Source organism: Enterococcus sp. AZ048 (genome assembly GCF_051715125.1).
GTDB lineage: Bacteria > Bacillota > Bacilli > Lactobacillales > Enterococcaceae > Enterococcus_A > Enterococcus_A gilvus.
On the sequence record NZ_JBIOTD010000001.1, the window covers coordinates 2,409,482 to 2,432,170 of the forward strand.

The window sequence follows — 22,689 nt, forward strand, 5'->3', positions numbered from 1 at the left end:
GAAAATTTTTTTCACGTTTTGAATTATTCCAAAAAAGCACAAAAAAAACCTAGAAATTTTTATTTCCAGGTCCTTTCCCTATAAAAAGCGGGCAAAAACGTTCCTTTTCCCCGCTGTCTTCACTGATTTTCAGCTTATTTGTTCAAAGATAAGTCACGGTTGACAACCTGTCCTTTCCCCTGCTTTTTAAACGCAAAAAAAAGATGAGGCAAGAGCACCTCATCTTAAAATCAGTTGTATTATTCTGTTACGCTGCGTGTTGTGTTTTGCGGTAACGAACGATCGCTACACCCATCAAGCTCAACCCGATCACTAAGAATGCTGCGATCCCAGCGCCACCAGTTGATGGTAAGAAGCCGCCTTGAGTGGCATTCTCGATGTCTTCTTTTAATGAATCATAATCGCCTTCATAAGAGCCTTTTGAAATATCAAAGTCATGAGGAGCATCCAACTTTTGGAAGCCTTTTGGTGCTTCGATTTCGACTAATTGATACTCACCAAATTCGACCCCGATGATCTCAAATTTCCCATCGTCTCCTGAAATAAATTCTACTGCATCAGGATATTTACCTGCTGATGGTGCTGCCCATGTACGAACATTGCCTGCAGGTTTCTTCAAGTATTTGCCATCTTCTTTACGAATCAGGATGAATTTCGCTCCGCCTAATCCTTGTTCAGGTTTATTTGATTCATGCTTGAAGAATTTCTTCCCACCTGTCGTTACGATTGGCTTGTCTGTCACTGTCTGAACTTCTTCATCTTGGCCGCTGCCTTGTTTTAAACGAACAGTGAAATCATTGTTGATGTCTACATCGACTGGCGTATCTTCTGTCAGCAAGACGCCGTAGTAGATCTCAAGCGTTTGCCCTGCGTATTTAGCTAAGTAATCTGCTGTTGCTCTAGATGTTGTGTAATCACTTGATGTTGCAAATTTATCATTTAATTTCATCTTCAATTCAAAGCCGGCTTTTTTGCTTTTATCGTACGTTTGGCTCACATGGTTAGTGAACGTTCCGTTTTTATCAGCAAAGTTCAAGAAATCTTTTACGACGATTTCCTGTTTTTGTCCGTCTTTGTTTACAGCCACCATCTTTTCGATCCCCGCAAATTTCGTACCGATCGCACTAAGTTCATCCTTGAAGATCAATTGGCTGTAACGTGTTCTTTCTTTAGTACCTTCTTTTACATTTTCACCGATTTGGTGAGGAATTTGGAAGGTTGCTTTGTATTTGATTTGCTTTCCAACTTCATAATCATAAAGCTCTTCATCGTTTTCACCAGGGACACTTAAATCGTCATTCACTAATTCTTTCTTCACTTCGCCCCCTACTTTGTTTTTCGGGTAAAGGTGAACGTCGTGCAATTCGCCATCTTCTGGGTGAACGAATGGCAACATCAAGATAACGGGTTGACTAAATTTTTGTTTTTCTGGCACATCTTCTTCATCGAAGAAATACACGCGATAGATCCCTTTATTGTTACGATCTGGTAAATTAAATTTTGCTTCCCCTCTATCATCTGTCGATTGTGAATCTAGTTTATTTTTGATTTTGATATCAGAAAATTTGAAGCCCTCCATGACTTTTTTCACGACTGCTTTATACGCAGCAGGGTCTTCATCGCCTTTTAATTCCTTGTCCAATGCGGTATAAAAATCATCTGTAATATCGTACGCTGAGAATGTCACACCTTCCAACGGTTCGTATTTATCGAATTCATCCGCCATTTCTTTCCCGTCATTCTGAATACCGCCGATCGGGAAGTCATCCATTTTTTTCTTGTGCAATGTTACATTGACCATTTCGATCGCTGCAGATGCCTGATCGCCAAATCCCAGTGCGCCGACAAACAGCGGCACTAAACAAAGGATAGCGGTCACTAAACTGATTACTTTACCTCTTGCTTTCATCTCTTTTCCCCCTTGGTTTTCTTTTGCATTTTTCTAATTCCTATTAGGCCGACAAGAACGAACAACATTCCCAAAATAGTATAATTTTGAACGGTATCATTGGTGGCCGGGAACTTTTTCGCCATTCGTTCGGTGAAACTTTGATCAGATGGTTTTGGTGTTTCAGCCATTAGTGGCTCACTGGAACTCTCACTTGGTTCCGGCTCCGAGGTCGGCTCCGGTTCTGAAGAAGAGAGGATCGGCGGCTTGCTGATGTCTTGGTATTTTCCATAGATCAACAGCCGTTTTGCCTCCTCGTCTGTCTCAGGATGTTTCTGAGGCAGGTATAAAATGATCGGCGTCATGTGGTATTTTCCTGTTTCACCACTCGCCAGGATCAAATAGGCGGCATCCTTTCCAGCTTGGTATCGCGGAACATCGAATGAGACATTCCCGCTGCCGTCAACGCCCAATTCTGAGTCATTCCATTTTTTAAATCCCTCGTCTTGGATAAATTTTTGCATCTTCTCTTTCGTCGCGTGCGTATTCCGCAAATATTCTATGTCCTCTTTTTCGTCCCCCTCACGCTTATTCCGCCATTGAGTCACATCATACACATCAAACGTCAACCCTTGTGTTCCTTCGACCTGCTTTCCATCTTCTCCCCAAGTATGAATCCATAACTCCACTTGCTCATCTGGTTCATCTGCCGCAAAACCCGTCATACCAAAACAACAAATTCCTAGAAGCAGACATACTATGAAGGAAATTCTTTTTCCCATTTCCAGCCCCCCTTCTATAGCGGAATAAGTGACTGCTGATTTTTACGTATCAAAAACTTGTTATCAGGCGATTGGCGCTTTTGATAGCTGATTCACCAGCATTGATATGTTTGTATTTTTCAATACACTCACATTTCAAGTATTCCTCCTTCCACTCAAGATACTGACCTTTTTTTTGATCCATCATCATAGTAACTGATATTATTTTTCTTCGCTTTTTACTTTTTTTCTCTTTTTTAGTTATTATATATCCGTTAACAATCTATTATTTATACATTCGCCCTTGTTAAATCAGTTATTATACTCATTTATTTAATTTTTTATTTCAAATAGTAAAACTCATTTCTTTAAATTAATTACAGTCATTTGGTTTTCTCTTTCTCGCAAAAAGCTTCCCCTGACAGGTGCATCTTATCCCGACAAATCGCTGATCAACTGTTGGAGCTGGACGATGTTTTGGCTCGTCAAAAAAGGGTCGATGATCACCGTCGGATAGTCATAGGGGACTTCCTCCACACTGCTGGAGGTGATCAACGCATCGTATTTGAGCAGTTCATGCCGGTCGATCCGAGCATCCCGCGCTCGTTCTTCAACAAAGTGGATCTTAAAATTGCCGTAGATCCTTTCTTCGATCTGTTCTGCCAAAAACGATTCCTCCGTCGGCGACAGCTCAGACAGCAACAAGATCTTCAAGACATGATCATTCGTAGCCAACAAATTCAAGCTTTGCGGTACCATCGTGATCAAGAGGTAAGCATAGTTCCAGACAAAATCATTCTCCTGATAGATCCGGTATTTCTTCACGAAGGCTTCTGCGATCCGCAACACTTTTTTTACTGCCTGGTAATGCGTCTCCATCATTTTTTCTAAAAAAATCCCCCGCTGCCGGTACAGAATATCGATATATTTCCCTTTAGTTGAATACATCCGCTGGTCATTCACCAAGACGATCGCCAATTCACTCCGCTCCAGCTCATCCAGCGAACGGCCGATCAAGTTGTTGAATTCCTCCACCAGCTCAAAATGTTTTTGATACAGGTCGCGATACGTTCGGCTTTGCTTCATCGCGGATTTCCACTGATCCTCGCTGAAGATCAGCATGTCTGCATACGACAGCCACAGACAATCCTTGATGTCTTCATCCGTCAATCGAATCCTGAATACCTCTACCGCCATTCGCTCAAACGCCTCTAAAGTCTCCACATCCGGCAGACTCAAGGGACTGATCAAGTCGCATTTTGGATAATGACGCCCATTTTTGATACGCCACAGGCTGATATAAATGTTGTAGCTGAGACGTTTCCTAAAAATATGCCGATTTTCCAAATGATTGACTTGGATAAATTGATCCACCAGATCCGTGATCGCTTTGATTTGATGCCCCTTCAAGTCAACAAATAACGACTCTAAGCGGTCCGATTTTTCCAGAAAATAGCGGTAATAAAAGTGTCGAATACAGCTCTCTTTTCCTTCGATCCGCAACGGCCGATAATCCAGCTTGATCCCCGCTTTTTTCAACGCGGTCTCAATTTTTTTCAAATAGCGCTGTGTATTGGACGCGCTCAAATACAATTTATCCGCCAAGTCGCTGATACTTGAACATTTTTCATACAACAATTCTTCAATGATCTGAAACTCAGGTGACTGCTGCAGCACATCTGCATATAAGCGATTGATGCTTACATGTGGTTTTACTTGAATTTGGTACAATCCCTTAAACTTTTCAATATGAAAATCGTCCTGATCGTCATTGATCAACTTGACGTCCTTCAATAGAATAGGCAGCGAACACTCCAATTCTTCAAGCAGCTGATCGCTTGGCAAGCCCACCTGACTTGCATACAATAATTCAACAAAGCGCAGACGTCGTAAGCTGCTTGTTCCTAAAACCTCTCTAAAATCCATCTCTACATCCCCTTTTTTACCCCTCTTAAACTAGCGCTGTTCCTAAAATCATCAGATCAGGCCTTTGTACCAACACATCCCTCACGCACCGGACGAATTTTTATTACCTGTGGTACGCTTATTCTTCTCATTACTTGAGATACCCATACCTCAAAGTGGCTCTGCTAAAAAATCACACGCGTAATTTTCGGATCGTATGAACTGTTTGGGTTCGTTTCCCTCCTGCCTTATGACCGTTTTAAAGCGCTTTCCTAAAACAACCCGATGTATTTATAATTTTTAAAAAAGTTAGGCTGTTAAAAGGAATTGTCTTATTTTTTCCAAATTTTCATCAAGAATGACCCAAAAATTTAACTGTTCTTCCTTATATCTACATGATAGCGAATCTTATTTTTTGACGCTTTTCTATTATTTTTTTGTGTATAGTTATTATAAAGCGTGGGGAACCCGTAATTTAATAACTTATAAATAAGACTCCGTTATTTATTTCGTTTTCTTTATAAGTGATAAACTTTATAAATACTCAAATTAAAGAAACTAAATAAAAAATTTGAATCATTTTCTTTCAAATTGTTTAAAAAAAAGAGTCTAACAACGCAGACGCTGTCAGGCTCTTAGAACTAGCTATTTAGCTAAAAATTACTTCTTACTTCTATTAAGATACAAGGATAAGATACCCAGCATTACGCCTCCAAGAACGAGCGTCCCCGCTATCAACGTGAGTCCTTGAACCCCGAATGCCCCGGTTTGAGGCAATACTCCAGTGCGGACTTTTTTGTTCAGTACCTTCAAATAGATCGCAATCTCATCATCGATCGTGATGGAGGACTCCATCACATTCCCATGGTCATCCACCACACATTTCCCATCTTCTTTGATCTCAAATGTGATCGGCGTAGTGAGCATTCCATAGCCGTTCGGACTATCCGTTTCAGTCAATGTGTATTTCCCTGGCTGCAAGAGCATAAAATCAAAGATCGGGCCGCCAGCGATCGTTTCATTATAATTGGGACCTGTTAATTTGAAGGTCGCTCCCGAGATCCACGCATCATGGTCATCGACCTTCTCAACGATCAGAGAAAAGTCCGTTAATTGATTCCGAACCGTGTGCTTCCCTGTGCTGCCATTTACCTTGAAGACCACCGAGCTAGGTGCACTGCTGTTGTTTTCTGTCGCTTCAATGGTAAACTTCGCCATCTTCTGGAAGCCCTTTGGCACATATGTTTCCTCTACCGTATAAGTTCCGATCGGCATGTTTTTGATCGTCACTTTTCCTGTTCCTGCTTCTGGAGCAAGATTTTCCGCCAGCACTTTTCCATCGCTGCGGGTCACCTTAAATTTCGGCAGATCGGTGGTAAACGGTGTCTTTCCGTCCCCCATGACCTTCCAGAATGAATAGTCCCCTCGCAACAGCTCATTGGTGATTTTGATCCCGCCATTAGGCATAGTATCAGAAGTGAAGATCCCTTGATTCAGACTGGCCTTCTTGTACCCATTCGTTCGTGTGGGTTCCACGACACGGTAAGTATTCCCCGAACTGCCGTCGACAGGTGAGAAGGTTCCTTTCCATTGGTTCGCCGCATTCAACGTCAGCGATTGGACATCGGTCCACGTTGATCCCGCCAGCCGCTGAAGCTTCGCCGTCACTTTTGATCCCCGCATGCCCCAATAATTGTCTGTTTCTGTCGCCAGCTTGTCTGACCAGATTTTCTCCACTGGGATCACAAATTCATCCTTTTGGAGCCTTACAGACGGACGACCGAATTCCATTTCATCATTTGTCCGTTCAGGTGTCGGGTACAGCATGGTCTTGTTATTGGCCGGATACCAGCGATTCGAAACAAAGTTGCTGTCATTCGTCTTTAATTTGACCGTGTATTCCAACTCGATCTCTTGGTTCTGAGTCAGGTTGATGTTTTCTAGTTCAATTTGACGGTTATTATTGGTTGGTTTGACTCTCGCCATATCCTCTTGGGCGATTGCCGGTGCGCTATTGCTCACCTGCTTGACCTTTGGCGCTTTCCCATTTGTTGTGACAAGTTCGACCATGTCGCCTAAGGGGTCTAGTACGATCCCCTTATCCACCGTCCGAATGATCGTGTCGTACCACGACTTGACATACTCGGTCAAACTCCCCGTGTCATTTTTCGCATGGTAGAAAAAGTAATCGTTTTGTGTATCAGTCTTCGCATTGGCCTTTTTCGTCGCCATTTTGTACATTCCTTCTAATAGCGTCGCCGCGGGATGATCCCCATCTCCTGTTGATCGGATCTGGACCGCCAAACTATGGATCTCTATTCCGGAATTTTTTAATTTGTAGGCCGTTGAATTGGTGGTCGTTAAGTGACTAGTGATCGGCTGCCCGTTTACTGGGAAATTTTTGGCGAATTTCGTATTGATACCTGTTCCCTCAAAGGTATGCTCGCCATTGTAATTCGGTGCATACCCGCTATCAAAGCCGGTGATCAAGGTCTGATCATAAAACATCGAAGGTTCGCGTACCGCACTTGTCGGCTTCCAGCTTATATTGGGCGCCCCATCCGTCAAAACAAACAGCAGCTTGTACCGGTCCTCACCAAGGCTTGATCCCGATGCGTTAAAAATGTCTTCCGCCTCCTGCAATCCACGTTGAGTAAAGGTCATCCCCGCAGGCGTCAAGTTCCGGTACACCTTCACCATGTTTTGCCAATCGGAGGGTTTGTTGGACAATTTATGATGGGTCTTGGTTCTCGTCCAGCCCCATTGACCTTCAATACTTTTATTGTAGGAAGCGAAGATATGTCCGCCTACACGGATCGAGTTCGCATCGCCCCCCGAGATTTCCTGCAATTTATCGACGATCTTCTGCATCGCATCCGCGCTCTGCTTCTTTTTAGCTCCAGCCATTGAACCGGTATTGTCCAAAAGAAAGACGATATCCACGCCGGGCTTGTAGGTGGTATTCCCTCGAACATTCAATTTGATCTTAAACTCGTCGGGTTCACTGGTTTCCTGCGCGTACTTCCGCAAGAGAACATTGGGTTTTGTTGCCTCTCCCCCATATTTGATATAGGAATTGCTGTAGGTATCATTGGCGACATTCCAGTTTTTTACGCCGTCCCACCCCGTTTGTCCGGCTACGCCCCCTTGGTGATTAATAACATTCGTCTGCCCTGTCGGCTGCCAAGAAAATTCAGGATAGGTTCCGGCATCGTGTTTATACTTCGTTTCTTTGTTCGTATACAATTGATTGTACATACGGCTGGTCCCAAAGGGCTGTGCTGCTGATGCCGTTGCAGCCATCGGCGTGTTTTCCTTTTTGGGCCCGATCCGTTCGTCTGTCGATTGCTCCGTTTCGGTAGATTCTTTTGTTGCCTTCTTCGTTGCCTTGTTGGTCCGTTCAAGAACAAACGGCGCTTGTCTTTCTACGATATTTTCATGGATCTTTGGTGCATCTCCGTCCTTCGCCGGTTCTGACTGCTGATCCATTTGGACATACAAATGCAGGGCATTGATCGCTCTAGGCACTTCCAGCACCAACCGCCCATCACTTTTTTCTGAGAAGTTCTCTTCGATCAGCCACCCCTCTTTTTCTGTCATCGTTTCGTGTTTTGGATACTCGATCACTTGATCTTTCTCATCCGTCACCCGAAATTTCATGCGGCGCGGCGCATCCTTTTCCTCGCTTTGCTGCTCATAGGACACGACCCATTGATTGCTCTCTCCCTCCTTTTCATATGTATATGAGAGGTCCAACCACTTCTCATCCACCAACTGAATATCCTTTGCTTCTGCATGAACCGAGACGACAGTCACTGCCGCCTCAGCGATAATCGAAAAAAGCAACATTAAAAAAATAACTATGTTTGTCTTTTTCATACACACTCTCTCCCTTTCTCCATTCGTCAACCCCCGAGTTTACTGTGCGAAACTGCTTCAACCTGAAGCGATTTGATAAGAAACGAGTGAATTATTTTTTTGTTTCCTACGCCAGTCTTTTATTATTTATTCCTTATTAGCACCTCTAGAATAGCAGATTAAGAATTTTTTTCATGGCGCCGTTTTCTGAAAAATAAAGTTATTTTACCTAAATCTAGAAGGACAAAGCCCTGTACTCATTTTATTCATTTTGTTATTTAGTTCGTTTGGTTTAATTCTTTTAAAGTTAATTAATGTTCATTTTAAATAATCACATTAAACCTTTTGAATATCTTCTCCTCTCCGCCCCTACAGACTTCTCTCAACAAACAACTTCACACGACTGCTTTTCGCGAAATCATCTTTAATAAATAACGTTTCTATCTCCCTTTCAAACACAAAAAAGCCGAGTGATCTTCTCAACTGCTGCATGAGAAGGCCATTCGGCTATAAAACATGTTTCTCTTTACTTAAGGCTTTCGACTATGATACACGTACACGCTGCTCAAGAAGACACCCATACTTACGAAAATCCCTGCCAACAAATAGAAATTCCGCAAGCCGATCCCCCCGGTATTCGGTAAAGCACCCGGTCGGATCTTTTTATTTGTTACCTCTAGAGCGATCGTATTGCCTGTCTCCTTAATCCCTCCTGATCCAGCGACATTCGGATGTTCCTTGATAGTCACGCGACCGTCCACCTGGATCGTGAACAGGATGGGTTCCGTTATGGCCTCGTATCCTTCGGGGGAGACCGTTTCTGTTAACGTATAATCCCCTGGACGCAAGTCAGAAAAATCAAATGCCGGTCCGCCAACAATCGTTTCTTCATAGGCCTCACCGGTGAGCTTGAAGCTCGCTCCCGCAAGTGATTTTCCCTCATCATCCATCTTTTCAACACGTAATGCAAAATTTTCCAACGCATTGATGGCGTGGTATTCTTCGGTCTGATCATTGACCTGGATGATCAAAGATTCCGCTGTTTTATCTTCAGTTACATGGAGCGTAAAAGGCGCCATCTTTTGGAATCCTTGGGGCACATGCGTCTCTTCCACGAGATACTCTCCAAGCGCAAGTTCTTCGATCATAACGGCGCCGTTTTTATCAGGTGTCAGGTTTTCCGCAACGAGGCGCCCCGCCGCCGTTTTCACCTGAAATGTCGGCAAGTCCTTTGTAAAAGGCGTCCTCCCATCCTCCATGAATTTCCAAAAACGGTAGCTCCCAAGTAACAGCTCATTCGTGATCGTGAGGCTCTCTGTCTTCAAGTCCTCTGAAGTAAACTGCTCCTGACTGAGGACGGCTTGCTTGTACCCGGGGGTTCGCGTCGGCTCGATGACTCGATAGTGCTGGTCGGCACCCCCTTCTACAGGGGAAAATTGGGCTTTCCAGTCATTTGCTTCAGTTAATTCTACCCTTTCGACCTCTTTCCAATCCGTCCCCTCCAAGTGCTGGAGGACCGCCGTGATCGAATCTGGCCGTAGTTTCCAGTAATTTTCTCCCCCTTGAAGGTCATCCTTCCAGACCTTCCTCACCGGAATGCGAAATTCCGCTTTTGATAATTTGACAGATGGACTCCCAAATTCCAGCAAATCATTCGTCCGTTCAGGCAGCGGCTGTAGGGTCGTCTCCTTATTGGTCGGATACCAGAGATTCGAAACAAATGACGGGTCATCACTCTTCAAACGAACCGTGTATTCAACTTCGATCTCCTGATCCCCGCTTAGATTGATATTGTCCACGTTGATCTGCTCTGCCGTATGGGAAATCACTGGCAGATCCTCGATCTTCGCGGCACCGTTGGCTACCTGCGTGACTTTCGGTGCCTTTCCTTCTTCCGTCACAAGCGTCACCATGTCTCCCAAAGGATCAACGATTTTCCCTTTATCGACCGTCCGAATGACCGTTTCGTACCAGCTTTTGAAATACTCCGTCAGATCTGCCCCTTTTTCAACATAATAGTAGAAAAAGTCTTCTGCCGTATCCTTCTCAGCATCTTGATTCCCATTGGCCCGCTTCGTCGACATTTTATAGAGCCCCCGCAGCAGCTCCTCCCGCTTGTTCGTCTCATTCACATTGACCGTCAGCTGCATCGCGATCGTATGGATCTCGACTCCGGCATTTTTTATATCCATCGCTGTCGAGTTCGTCGTGGTGATATGACTGTTGATCACGCCATTGTATGCAGGAATGATCGTCGTCTTATAGCTTCTGGTCCCTAATACATCCCCGGGGTTGTAGCTGCCCTTCGTTCCCTTGTTAAAATTAGTAAAATGCAGGCGATCGACGAACATATCTTTGTTCGGTGTTCCTTTATCCTTTGTCGTCCAGCTCAAATTCGGCGCGCCATCCGTCAAAACAAACAACAATTGGCGCCGTCCTTCCGAGTTCGGTGCTGCATCAAAAACATCTTTTGCCACGGTCAAGCCTCGCTGGGTGAAGGTCGCCCCCAGTGAATAAGCCCGCGCGTATTCTGCTTTTAATTTGTCCCAATCGGCTACATTGTTAGACAATTGAAATGTTGGGATCTGCCCCTGCTTATCTCCCCAAGCATTTTGGGTATAGTCAGAAAAAATGTGTCCGCCGATCCGGATCGATTCTCCTGAAGAAGCGTAAACATTTTTCAATTCCGTGATGATCTTATCCAATGCCTCGTTCGCATACGCTTTTCGATTCTGCGGTTCGCCAGTTTCCGTATTGTTCATCGAGTCAGAGTTATCCAATAAGAAGACGATGTCCACCCCAGCATTTTGCGTCGTATTCCCGCGAACATTCAATTTGATTTTAAATTCTTCCTCGCGGTCTGTCTGCTGGGCATATTTCCGTAACTGAACATCTGGATTCGTTGCATCAGCTCCGTATTTGATGTACGAGTGCGTATAATCATTCTCCAAAACATTCCACGACGTCACCTTGTCCCAACCCATCTGCTCGTTGATCCCCCCTTGATGATTCAAAACATTCGTTTGACCCTCAGGCTGCCACGCAAATGTCGGATAGGTTCCCTTCTCGTCTGTTTGATAATCCGGTTCTTTATTCGTATAAATAGGTTCATAGTTTTTCACAAGGGTTGGTATTTGAGGTCCTTGCGGCAGTTTAGCTTCGTTGACCATCGATTGATCCGACGCCTTCTTTGTTGATGCTTTTGTCGCTTTCTTTTCAGTGGCTTTCGCCGTGGTTTTTTTTGTCGTTTCTTTCGTTTTTTCTTTCATCGTGCTTGTCGTTATTTCTTCCGTCGTCTTCGTCGTCACCTCCGCCGTTGCCACCGTCTCCCCTAAGACAGTGATAGTCGGAACGACGATACTCAGGATGATGATGACTAAAAGAAACAATGATCCGATCAACGCTTTGCTTTTTCCCATCTCTCACATCTCCTTCAACTAGTGCAGATTTAGCCCCTATAGCATACCAAATCGTCAATTTCCGTAAAAAACAATTCTTAAGTTATTTAAAGTTGACTGAAATCAATAGAATCAAGCAATCCGAAAAATACGGTGTTTTATTATTTTTATTTCTTCTTTTTGTGAAAAAGAAAGAGTATTTTTTTTTTTACTTTTTTTCTAATCCAGTGAATAGTTTTAAAACAAAAAAATCAACGGAGGCAATTTTTCCGTTGATTTTTTCAATAAGCAATTCTATTATTCTGTTATTTATTTGCCAATTCTGCATCTTTTTTTTCAGCAATTTCACCGATCATTTTTTGAATCAGCCGCGTGCTTTGAGTCGTCAAAAAGGGATCGATCACGACGACTGGATAATCTTCTGGGATCCCCTCCGAGGAGCCTGTGGTGATCAAGCAATCATAGCGCCTCAATTCATCCAACAGGTGGGCCGTCCCTACCGACAATTGTTCAAAATGAACGATCGAGATATTTCCAAAAACATACTCCTTGATCTGCTTCGCTAAAAAGCTTTCCTCTGTCGGCGACAAATCCGATAGCAGCAATACCTTCAAGGCATAGTCTTGCTCCGCGAGCCATTCCATACTATTGATGACCATGGTGATCAGCAGGTAGTTGTAGTTTTTAACGAAATCCTTCTCTTGAAACATCTGGTATTTCTCTACGAACCGTTCCACTAATCGACGGACTTTATTGAACCCGCGACTGTAGATCTTCTCCACTTCCATCAGGAAATCCGCACGATTCCGCCACAATACCCCGATGAATTGTCCCTCTGGATCATACAAATAAAAATCATTGCACAAAACGGTCGTCAAATCGATCTTATCCTGTTTAGAAAAGCGGTAGCCCAACATTTTGTCATAGTCCTGAACCAGCTCATAATGCCGCATGAACAGCTCCTGATATTTCGGATTGTCCGTCATCGCCAACTCCCGATGAGGAATACTGAATACGATCGAATCCGAAAAGGTCGCCCATAAACAATCTTGTAAAATAAACGGACGAAGATCCATCGCCACGATTTCTCTGACGACTTTTTTTAGTTCCTTATACGCATCCCCAAAGGGCAATTTGATTCCCTTCGTTCGCAGCTCTTCCTTTGGAAACGGGTGGTTGTTTTTTATCCTCCATAAGCTGATATAAATGTTGTACACCAAATATTTCTGGAAAACATATTTCCGCCAAATATCATTCACCTCGACGAACTCTTGAACATAGTTGTTGATCACATCGTATTGCACCGCCGTTAAATTAGGCAGCGTGCTTTCAAACATATTCTGCCGTTCACTGTAAAACCGAAAATAAAAGGAGCGAATCTCTCCTTCTCGCCCTTCGATCCGCAGCGGACGGTAACAAAGCTCCATCCCAGCCTCTGACAAAGCCTTCTCAATTTTTTTCAACGCCCGTTGCGTGTTCGAAGTACTTAAATACAATTTTTTGGACAGTGACGTGATACTGTCGCAACGCTCGTATAATAATTCTTCGATGATTTGAAATTCTGAGCTTCGATTCAAGGTGTCTGCATAGATATTGCCCAAATTTACCTTTGGATCGATCTCTAAGCGGTACAGCCCCTTCACCTTGTTGATCAGATAATAGGAGTGCTGCTCGTTGATCAAATCGATGTCATTCAGCAAAATCGGCAGTGAACAATTCAGTTCACTCAGTAATTCATCACTGGACAGCCCATCCCTGCGGTAATAAAGCTTTTCTACCAATTCCAACCGCCTAGTATCACTTGTTCCTAAAATAGATCTAAAATCCATAATGACCCCCTCCTGATCCAGTTAACTACTGACACCTCAACTAATTCTTTTGATCATTGCACAAAATCACATTTACGGAAAATGATTCTCTATGAAAATAATAAATCGAATAACAATTAAGAACAAGTAAAAAGTAAAAAAACATTTTTCGACAAAAAAAGAGACCTGCACGCAGCAGATCTCTTTTCTACATTAATTACTTAAGTCATCTCCGTTGGTTTCAATCACTTTTTTGTACCAGTCGAAGGATTTCTTCTTGCTGCGTTTCAATGTGCCGTTGCCTTCGTTGTCGCGGTCTACGTAAATGAAGCCATAGCGTTTCTTCATTTCACCGGTTCCAGCCGACACCAAGTCAATACAGCCCCAAGTCGTGTAGCCTAGGAGATCGACACCGTCTAAATCAACCGCGTCTCTCATCGCTTCGATATGCTTCGCTAAATAATCGATGCGGTAATCATCCACTACATACCCGTTCTCGTCAGGAGTATCCACCGCACCTAACCCATTTTCGACGATGAACAATGGTTTTTGGTAACGATCGTACAGGTCATTCATAGTGATACGTAAGCCCAATGGATCAATTTGCCAGCCCCATTCACTTGATTCCAAATAAGGATTCTTCACTGAAGCAAAGATATTTCCGGCTGTTTGCTCCAACAATTCTGGGTCTGTCGTAGCAACACGAGAAGAGTAGTAAGAGAAGGAGATAAAGTCGACTGTGTGTGCCTTCAGCAACTCTGCGTCGCCTTCTTCCATCTTCACATCGATTCCCTTACGTGCCATTTCCTTCAGCGCATAAGCAGGGTATTCACCTCGAGATTGCACATCAATAAAGAAGTAGTTTTGACGTTCTTCTTGACGACCTTCCCAGACATCTTCTGGTTTTGGTGTATAAGGATAGTATGAACCTGCCGCCAGCATACAGCCAACTTGGTTTTCAGGATCGACTTCATGGGCGATCTTCGTTGCGATCGCAGAGGCAACCAACTCATGATGGGCCGCTTGGTATTTCACCTGCTCCACGTTTTCGCCTTCTTCAAAGTATAGACCTGCACCCATGAACGGCGCATGTAAGATCATATTGATTTCGTTGAAGGTCAGCCAATATTTTACCAATCCTTTGTAGCGAGTAAAGATAGCATTACACAAGTTTTCATAGAAACCGACCAATTCACGGCTGCGCCATGCGCCATATTTTTCTACCAGATGCATTGGGCAATCAAAATGCGTGATCGTTACCAGCGGTTCGATACCATATTTTTTACATTCCTTGAAAATGTCTTCATAGAATTTCAAGCCTTCTTCATTCGGCTCTTTTTCGTCGCCTTTCGGGAAGATCCGACTCCATGCTAAAGATAAACGGTAGGTTTTGAAGCCCATTTCAGCAAATAAGGCGATGTCCTCTTTCCAATGGTGGTACATATCGATGGCTTCTTTTGCTGGATAAAAATGTTCGTCATCAAAATCAAACATTTTCGTTTTACCAGCGATCACGCCGAAACGATCTTTCCCAACGGGTGCCAAATCGACGTTTGCCAATCCGCGTCCGCCTTCGTTATAGCCGCCTTCACATTGATTCGCAGCGGTCGCGCCGCCCCATAAAAAGTCTTTTCTAAATCCCATTGCTTCATTCCTGCTTTCTATTTTACTTTTTCTAAATCTAATTCACGTGCCACTTCGTCCTGAACTTCGATGCCTTCTTTTTCTAAACGTTCGATAGTTTCTTTGAAGTTCGGCAAATGATCTTTATGTGCGATGAATAATTCGTCCATGATTCGTTGCGCTGTTTTACCAGAACGCACCATTGGGTTGATGGTAAATGCTTGCAATGCAGTGTTGTAGTCCCCGGTCACTGCTGCTTCGATCGTCAATAATTCCATGGCCTTCATGACTTGCAGCCAGCCGCGTTCTGCTGTAGGCAACTCGCCAAAGGCCACGTTACGCGCTCCTTGTCCGCCGATATACGCGGAAACTTCAACAACACAGTCTGCTGGAAGATCGGGCACTGCGCCATCATTTTTCGTAGAAACGACCAATTGTGTATTTTTATTTGAATAGATAGACGCGATCGATTCACAAGCTGCATCAGAATAATACGCGCCCCCACGTTGACCCAATTGTTCAGGTTTGTAATCCAAGTTTGGATCTTTGTATAATTCGAACAATTCTGTTTCCGTCTTCTTCACTTGTTGGGCACGCGTGCCGATTGTTTTGTATTCTTCCAACGCATGTGCCAATGTTTCTTCTTCTTGGTAATAATAATGGTGGTAGCCGCAAGGGATCATTTGCATTTGTTCCAGGATCTCTCTTGGGAACGGAATGTCATGAATGTTTTTCGGCATCCCAGTTTCATCGCCTTCATACATTTTATTAATGATCTCTTGTGTCACGTTTTTTCCGTGGGTATCGGCTACTTTATGCCAATGGAAGTGGTTCAAGCCAGCAAATTTATAAATCAATTCATCTGGTTGTTTTCCTAGCATTTCAGGTTCGATCATCTGCGCCATCACCGGTACATTACATAAGCCGATGACTTTATCCCATTTTCCATAACGAACGACAGCTTCCGTCACCATACCGCTTGGATTTGCAAAGTTGATCAACCACGCATCAGGACAGAGACGTTTCATATCCTCTACGATATCTAAAATGATTGGGACTGTCCGAAAAGCTTTGAACATGCCGCCAGCACCATTCGTTTCTTGACCAAGCATGCCGTAATACGCTGGAATACGCTCATCTTTGATCCGAGCCTCTAACAAGCCTACACGGAATTGTGTCGTCACAAAATCGGCATCTTTCAAGGCTTCTTCACGGTCCAACGTAATGTGGACTTTCACATCATAAGGAGAAGCATCCCACATCCGTTGCGCCATTGCTCCAACGATCTCAACTTTTTCCCGTCCCGCTTCAATATCGACTAACCAGATCTCGCGCACTGGTAATTCATCATAACGTTTGATAAAACCTTCCATTAATTCCGGTGTATAACTACTTCCGCCACCAATTGTAGCGATCTTTACTCCTGCTGCCATTCAATCGACTCCTTCTGCTTTATTTACATTCTAATTATCTATGATGTAAAATTTGAATTCAATGCGTTTACAATTTGTTCCATCCATATTTACAAATCGATGATTGTAAACGGTTTATTTTGTAAATACCGATGGAATATTTCTCGTTTTTTCTCATTTAATCCACAAATCTATTTACGAATAATTTATAATAAACGTAAACGGATGGAGGTACGCACATGTTACTATCAGAAAAAATGAAGCAAACGGACTTTTCTAATGCTGAGTCCGCCTTAGTCGCCTACATCTTGGACAAAGGTACAGCGATCGAACCCATGACTATCAAAGAAATTGCGGAAGCCAATTATGTCCATCCTTCGACGTTGATCCGCGTAGCCAAAAAATTAGGGTATCAAGGTTGGCTGGAATTACGAACAGAATTCCTTGCAGAACAAACGTATCTGCAAACGTACTTTGACGATGTCGACGCGAATTTTCCTTTCCAATCAAATGAAGGATTGATGACGATCGCTAACAAGATCGCTTCTTTAGAACGCACGACCATTGACGATACACTCAGTCTGCTAAATCACGATGACCTGCAAAAAGCCAAACAGCTTTTGCTTAACGCCAGTCAAATCAAGATTTTCGGCAGCAATGCCAATTTACTGATCTCACAGGATTTCGCTTTAAAAATGCGCCGCATCCAAAGAAACGTCGTTACCAGCCAGACAATGGGCGAGGATGCCTATGAAGCCTTCAACAGCCAACCAGATACTTGCGCGATCTTGATTTCCTACACGGGAGAAAATAATTTTATCTTGCAGATCGCCCGCATTTTGCGGAAACAACAGGTTCCCTTTATCGCGCTGACCAGTATCGGGGAAAATACGCTGGCTTCTCTTAGCCATGCGACGCTGCGCATGACTACTAGAGAACGGCTCTATTCAAAAATCGCCAATTTTACCATCAATTCATCGATTTGTTACTTGTTGGATGTTTTGTATAGCTGTATTTTCGCTGAGGATTATCAAAAAAACCTGAATCATCTGATTGAAATCGGAGAGCTTGCGGATAAACGCAAAACCAGTTCAGCGATTATGGCGGAGTCTCCTGAATCAATGGTTCGCTTTACCGAATCCTTCCGCCCCAATTAATCAACTCCATAAAAAATGGAATGTGAGCAAACACATTCCATTTTTTTCTGTTTAAACTAACACCGTTAATAATTCATCCTCGTTACAAATATCTTTCTTCTGATCAGATTCAATAATATCTAAGTAATCTGCTGAATTCGTCACGATAACTGGGGTCTCGACACTGTAACCAGCTTCTTCGATCGCTTTGATATCGAAGGTTACCAATTTGTCGCCGCGTTTCACTTTTGCTCCTTGTTCAACGAAAGATTCAAAGAATTGACCGTCTAATTGAACCGTGTCTAAACCAATATGAATCAATAATTCTAAGCCATTATCTGATACTAACCCAATTGCGTGTTTTGTCGGGAACATCGTCATTACTGTGCCGTCAAATGGGGCAACGACTTCGCCAACTGTTGGATGGATCACAACGCCTTTACCTAAAACACCTTGTGCAAATGCTTGATCTTTAGCTGTTGACAAAGGCATCATTGTGCCTGTTACAGGAGCAGTGACGATTTCTTTGCGAACTTCCATCGCCTTTTGTCCTTCTTCGACTTCCGCAACGACTGTATCATCTTTCCAGAAGAAGAGTGTCAATGCAAAACCGATCACAGCGGCAATAACAATGGAAATTACTGAGTAGATCGCTCCAGATGTATCGCCTGTTTGCTGATTGATATAACTTGGAATACCAAAGACGCCCAAACCGCCCATTACATACGAACGAACATTCATCGCTGTCATGAAGGCCCCAGATACTGCCCCACCGATCATTGAATAGATAAATGGTTTTTTCTTAGGAAGAGACAGACCGTAAATAGCCGGTTCAGTAACTCCGCAAATCCCTGAAATAACTGCTGGTACGACTAATGCTTTTTCCTTTGGATTCTTCAAACGGAAGTACATTGCAGCAACTGCCGCTGTTTGTGCAAAGCTGGCACCAAACATTCCTGTCAACGCTGTAGAATAGCCCATTGTTCCCAGTTGCAAGATCGCAATCGGAATCAAGCTCCAATGCAGACCGAACATTACTAGTACTTGCCAGAAGAAACCAACGATCAAACCGAACAAGATCGGAGAGAATGCCAATAAGCTGTCGAACCCAGTTGCTAACATATTCGTCAAGATCGTAATGACTGGACCGATTACCAAAAAGCCGATCGGCAACGCGATCAACAATAAGAAAAAGGGTACGAAGAAGTTTTGGATCACTTCTGGAATCACTTTGCGTAATGGTCGTTGCAACTTGCTCGCCATCCAGACGATCAAGATCGATGGGATAACACTGCTTGTATAATCATTCGCTACAAAAGGCAGTCCCATAAAGGTCATATAGACCGGACTTTCAAACATACTGCCAGAAAATAGCGTGTACAGAGGTTGGACATCGCCGCCTCCAGTCAACGTGGACAATTGGATTGCCGGATAACACAGCGCACCACCAATCACCAGACCCACATATTGATTCACGCCGAATTTCTTCGCGGCTGCAACTGCTACTGCGATTGGCAAGAACATGAAGATCGCGTCACCAATGGCATTCAGCACAATATAGGTTCCGCTTTCAGGAGTCAGTACGCTTGCTGCTACTAATAAGGCATTCAGCCCTTTGATCATCCCACCAGCACTTAACGCTCCTAAAAATGGTTGGAAAATTCCGCTGATCACATCAATCAATCGGTCAAAAAGACTACCTGACGCTTCGACTGGTGCGCTGCTTTCGCCGCCAAGTCCTGTCATATCCACGACGTCTTCATAGACTTGTCCAACATGATTGCCGATTACGACTTGATATTGACCAGCACTATGCATGATCGTTACAACACCATCCATATTCTTCAATACATCGTCGTTTGCTTTGCTTTCATCCTTTAATTTAAAACGTAAACGCGTGATACAATGCGTTAAGCTGTTGATATTGTCTTTGCCGCCAACATTTTCGACGATTTTTTCCGCTAATTCACGATATTTTCCCACTTCTATTTCCTCCTAATTTGTAGTCGTCCTGTCTGCCTGTCTGACAGCACCCGGGTATTTCCTGTTAAACAAGCGCAGTGTTTTTTATTGCGTCACTTTTTGCACTAACCGTGCGATGTGGATCGTTAAATACAATTTCTCATCGTTCGTCATTTCGTATTGATACTTTTCTAAAATAAAATCCGCGATCTTCCCTACACATTTGTAGGCATTTTGATATTTTCTCTGAATGATCAAAAGCAGCTCATCGTCTGTCTCATCAGCAACTTGCCGTTGATTCATGATCCGTGAGGCAAAAAAGCGCAGATGCGTCGTAAAACGATAAAAATAGACAGATTCTTCATCCAGTTGAACTTTAAAATAATAGCTTGTGATTTGTATGATTTCCTGCATCATCTCTGTCATTAAAAAGGCATCATCATTATCGTTTTCCGTTTGCGCATTGACTAGATGCAACGCAATGTTTCCTGCTTCATCTTCCCCTAGATCAATACCGAACTTCTTTTTGATTCTCTTGACCGCGTCTACACCTACTGAAAATTCATCAGGAAAGAACCGTTTAACGTCCCACAATAAAAGATTACGGACGCGAACACCTTCTTTGACGCGCTGGATCGCTGCATATAAATGATCCGTTATGGAAATGTAGAGCGAGTCATTCAATGGATTCTTCAATGTGACTTTTGCTTCGTCAATAATGTCATTGGCGATTTCTACATAGGCAATTGGCATATCCTCTAAAAGCTCTTGGAATTTATGGGACAATTCATTGTTGGCAAGATGGTAGGTTTTATCGATCGCGTCCTCCGCTATCTCATCCCCCACTTTTTTCTGAAAGGCTAGACCACGCCCCATTACAACGATTTCGTTATTTTTTTGATTCGTTGTAATTACCACATTGTTATTCAAAATTTTTCGAATCTGCATCCAATGCTCCCCCGTTCTGTGACATTCGCTACTCAAGCTCTTTTCCACGATCTCTTTCACTTAAAATGATAGATATATTTATGATCGCTGTCAAACTCAATTTTGTTTTTTTAAGACCCTCCTTCCTATTTTTGAGCAACAAAAAAACCCAATGAGCGCACGACAAATAACATCGAATACGTCATCAGGTTTAGCTTGTATTTAAACAATCACTATCCATCATTTGGTCTATTTAATTCAAAATTAGCTTAACAAACAAGGAAAACGCTGTCAATAGATTTTACAAAAATAATTTTATTCGCCCTGTATTTTGTGAACGTCTATTAACCTGCCTCCGGTACAAAAAGCTGTAAATCCTCGTTCCTTTATGCGCTTAGAAAGTACCGCTTAAAAGGTTGATCGCCAAAGATAAAAATATCACGACCATCACGATACTGCCCCACAAACTTAACATAATGAAAGGAGACGTATTTTCGTTTCCTTCCTTTTTTATATTTTTAAATGTCCGCACGGTCATCCATAGCTGCCAAATCCCCAGCAATAAAAACACGATCCCAATAATCATACGCGTCACTCCCCTTGTCTTCATTTTACACCTGCAAGCAGGCGTTAGACAAATCCTCGAACAGATTAATTGAATTCTGCTTGGATATCCTTTAGGGTAAAAGAGTACTTAAAAAAGAAAGGATGGCATTTCAATGACCAAGAAAATTGCAGCGATCGTTACAGATTTAGTAGAGGATGTTGAACTATCCTCTCCGAAAGAAGCACTAGAAAAAGACGGCAATGAAGTCACTATTATCAGCTTCGAAGCCAATCAAGAAATTACAGGTAAAAAAGGAACTACCTTCAAAAGCGACAAAGGAATCGATGAAGTAAAACCAGAAGACTTCGATGCGCTATTGATCCCTGGTGGATTCTCTCCCGACCAATTACGCGGCGATTCACGCTTTGTCGCTTTCGTTACCTACTTCTTAGACAAAGAAGAACCACTCTTTGCGATTTGTCACGGCCCACAATTATTTATCCAAACAGGTTTGACAAAAGGTCGTACAATGACTGCCTATACAACGGTTCGCCCAGATGTCGGTTACGCTGGCGCTATCGTTAAAGATGAGGCTGTAGTGGTTGATAACAAACTCGTTACGAGCCGCACACCCGATGATCTTCCAGACTTCAACAAAAAAATCATTGAAGTACTACACGCATAATCGGTAAAGGACTAGACTATTTCTAGTCCTTTTTTTGATCCCTTCAATAAAAATAGATCGCGTTGAGACGCTCCTAAAATGAACGATAGCCCGCTCAATCATGAGCGGGCTATCTAACTAATCAATATTCATTATTCTAAAGTTGAGGGTGTTGACTATTACTAAAAATTAACTATTTCTCGTTTAAACGATGTATTCCCAAATCCTTCTAATACATCCTTGTAACCCTATAGTTACGCCAGTTTGATTAAATTTCATCAAAATGAGTTAAAGTGTCGCATATAAATATCTTTCGTATAAAACAACTATAGCACAACTACAATCAAAACGAAAATAGCTAAATAAAACATTATATAATTTTTAAATCATTTTCCCGTTTATTTTAAGCAAGAAAAACCGCTTGTTTTCTTTTTCAAAACATTTAAAAAGCTGAAAAAATAACATCGTTTGCACCAAAATAATTTAACCCATATAAAAATAATACAAGCCCATTAATAATGAAGGAAAGGACGATGATCCCATAACGGATCGTCAGGTAAGAATACCCTTCTGGGCGATACCCGGTATGCCTTTTTCCATGGTAACCGATCATAAGAATCAGTAATAAAACCGTCAGCACAGTCTGAAAAACCAACCCTGCTAAGTATAACAAAGGTCCACCATGATTCAGTTGGATAAAATACCCTCCCATTGTTAGTATATCAATCAAAATTGCGACTAGCGGCATGAACACGCCTCCCTTCAAATACTCACCTCGAGTATACCTCGATTCTTCAAAA

At 42.9% G+C, this 22,689-nt stretch carries 14 protein-coding genes; 2 read left to right on the plus strand and 12 right to left on the minus strand.

The window, feature by feature from the left end:
- Positions 1-247 precede the first annotated feature (247 nt).
- The 8 genes from IGI66_RS11785 to IGI66_RS11820 form a co-directional block, all read right to left on the minus strand.
- Positions 248-1,909, minus strand: coding sequence for a SpaH/EbpB family LPXTG-anchored major pilin (locus IGI66_RS11785; RefSeq protein WP_114524964.1), 1,662 nt, complete (start codon positions 1,907-1,909; stop codon positions 248-250).
- Positions 1,906-2,670, minus strand: coding sequence for a pilin N-terminal domain-containing protein (locus tag IGI66_RS11790; protein ID WP_010779696.1), 765 nt, complete (start codon positions 2,668-2,670; stop codon positions 1,906-1,908). The genes IGI66_RS11785 and IGI66_RS11790 overlap by 4 nt, the downstream gene beginning before the upstream one ends.
- Before the next feature lie 411 nt (positions 2,671-3,081).
- Complete coding sequence (locus IGI66_RS11795) at positions 3,082-4,575, minus strand: helix-turn-helix domain-containing protein (protein ID WP_010779695.1); 1,494 nt, start codon at positions 4,573-4,575, stop codon at positions 3,082-3,084.
- Positions 4,576-5,214: 639 nt separating this feature from the next.
- Positions 5,215-8,433 carry a SpaA isopeptide-forming pilin-related protein gene (locus IGI66_RS11800; RefSeq protein WP_438849110.1) on the minus strand — a complete coding sequence of 1,073 codons (3,219 nt, stop codon included), beginning with the start codon at positions 8,431-8,433 and terminating at the stop codon, positions 5,215-5,217.
- Between the two features lie 509 nt (positions 8,434-8,942).
- Entirely contained in the window at positions 8,943-11,831 is a 2,889-nt protein-coding gene (locus tag IGI66_RS11805; RefSeq protein ID WP_438849111.1) for a vWA domain-containing protein, read from the minus strand.
- A 284-nt stretch (positions 11,832-12,115) separates the two neighbouring features.
- Entirely contained in the window at positions 12,116-13,639 is a 1,524-nt protein-coding gene (locus IGI66_RS11810; protein WP_438849112.1) for a helix-turn-helix domain-containing protein, read from the minus strand.
- A gap of 192 nt (positions 13,640-13,831) precedes the next feature.
- On the minus strand, positions 13,832-15,262 hold the full coding sequence (locus tag IGI66_RS11815) for a 6-phospho-beta-glucosidase (protein WP_086303253.1): 1,431 nt from the start codon (positions 15,260-15,262) through the stop codon (positions 13,832-13,834).
- Between the two features lie 17 nt (positions 15,263-15,279).
- Positions 15,280-16,674, minus strand: a complete 1,395-nt coding sequence (locus tag IGI66_RS11820; RefSeq protein ID WP_010779690.1) for a 6-phospho-beta-glucosidase — start codon at positions 16,672-16,674, stop codon at positions 15,280-15,282.
- A gap of 218 nt (positions 16,675-16,892) precedes the next feature.
- Between IGI66_RS11820 and IGI66_RS11825 the strand changes: the two genes are divergently transcribed.
- Complete coding sequence (locus IGI66_RS11825) at positions 16,893-17,810, plus strand: MurR/RpiR family transcriptional regulator (protein ID WP_010779689.1); 918 nt, start codon at positions 16,893-16,895, stop codon at positions 17,808-17,810.
- A gap of 51 nt (positions 17,811-17,861) precedes the next feature.
- Here the strand turns inward: IGI66_RS11825 and IGI66_RS11830 are convergent, their stop codons facing one another.
- The 3 genes from IGI66_RS11830 to IGI66_RS11840 form a co-directional block, all read right to left on the minus strand.
- Positions 17,862-19,772 carry a beta-glucoside-specific PTS transporter subunit IIABC gene (locus IGI66_RS11830; RefSeq protein ID WP_086303250.1) on the minus strand — a complete coding sequence of 637 codons (1,911 nt, stop codon included), beginning with the start codon at positions 19,770-19,772 and terminating at the stop codon, positions 17,862-17,864.
- An 84-nt stretch (positions 19,773-19,856) separates the two neighbouring features.
- Positions 19,857-20,699, minus strand: coding sequence for a BglG family transcription antiterminator LicT (licT, locus tag IGI66_RS11835; RefSeq protein WP_010779687.1), 843 nt, complete (start codon positions 20,697-20,699; stop codon positions 19,857-19,859).
- 373 nt (positions 20,700-21,072) lie between these two features.
- On the minus strand, positions 21,073-21,288 hold the full coding sequence (locus tag IGI66_RS11840; protein WP_438849113.1) for a hypothetical protein: 216 nt from the start codon (positions 21,286-21,288) through the stop codon (positions 21,073-21,075).
- Between the two features lie 109 nt (positions 21,289-21,397).
- Between IGI66_RS11840 and IGI66_RS11845 the strand changes: the two genes are divergently transcribed.
- Positions 21,398-21,910, plus strand: a complete 513-nt coding sequence (locus IGI66_RS11845) for a type 1 glutamine amidotransferase domain-containing protein (protein ID WP_114524969.1) — start codon at positions 21,398-21,400, stop codon at positions 21,908-21,910.
- Between the two features lie 421 nt (positions 21,911-22,331).
- Here IGI66_RS11845 and IGI66_RS11850 read toward each other — a convergent pair whose 3' ends face one another.
- Positions 22,332-22,637, minus strand: coding sequence for a hypothetical protein (locus tag IGI66_RS11850; protein WP_114524970.1), 306 nt, complete (start codon positions 22,635-22,637; stop codon positions 22,332-22,334).
- Between the last annotated feature and the right edge of the window lie 52 nt (positions 22,638-22,689).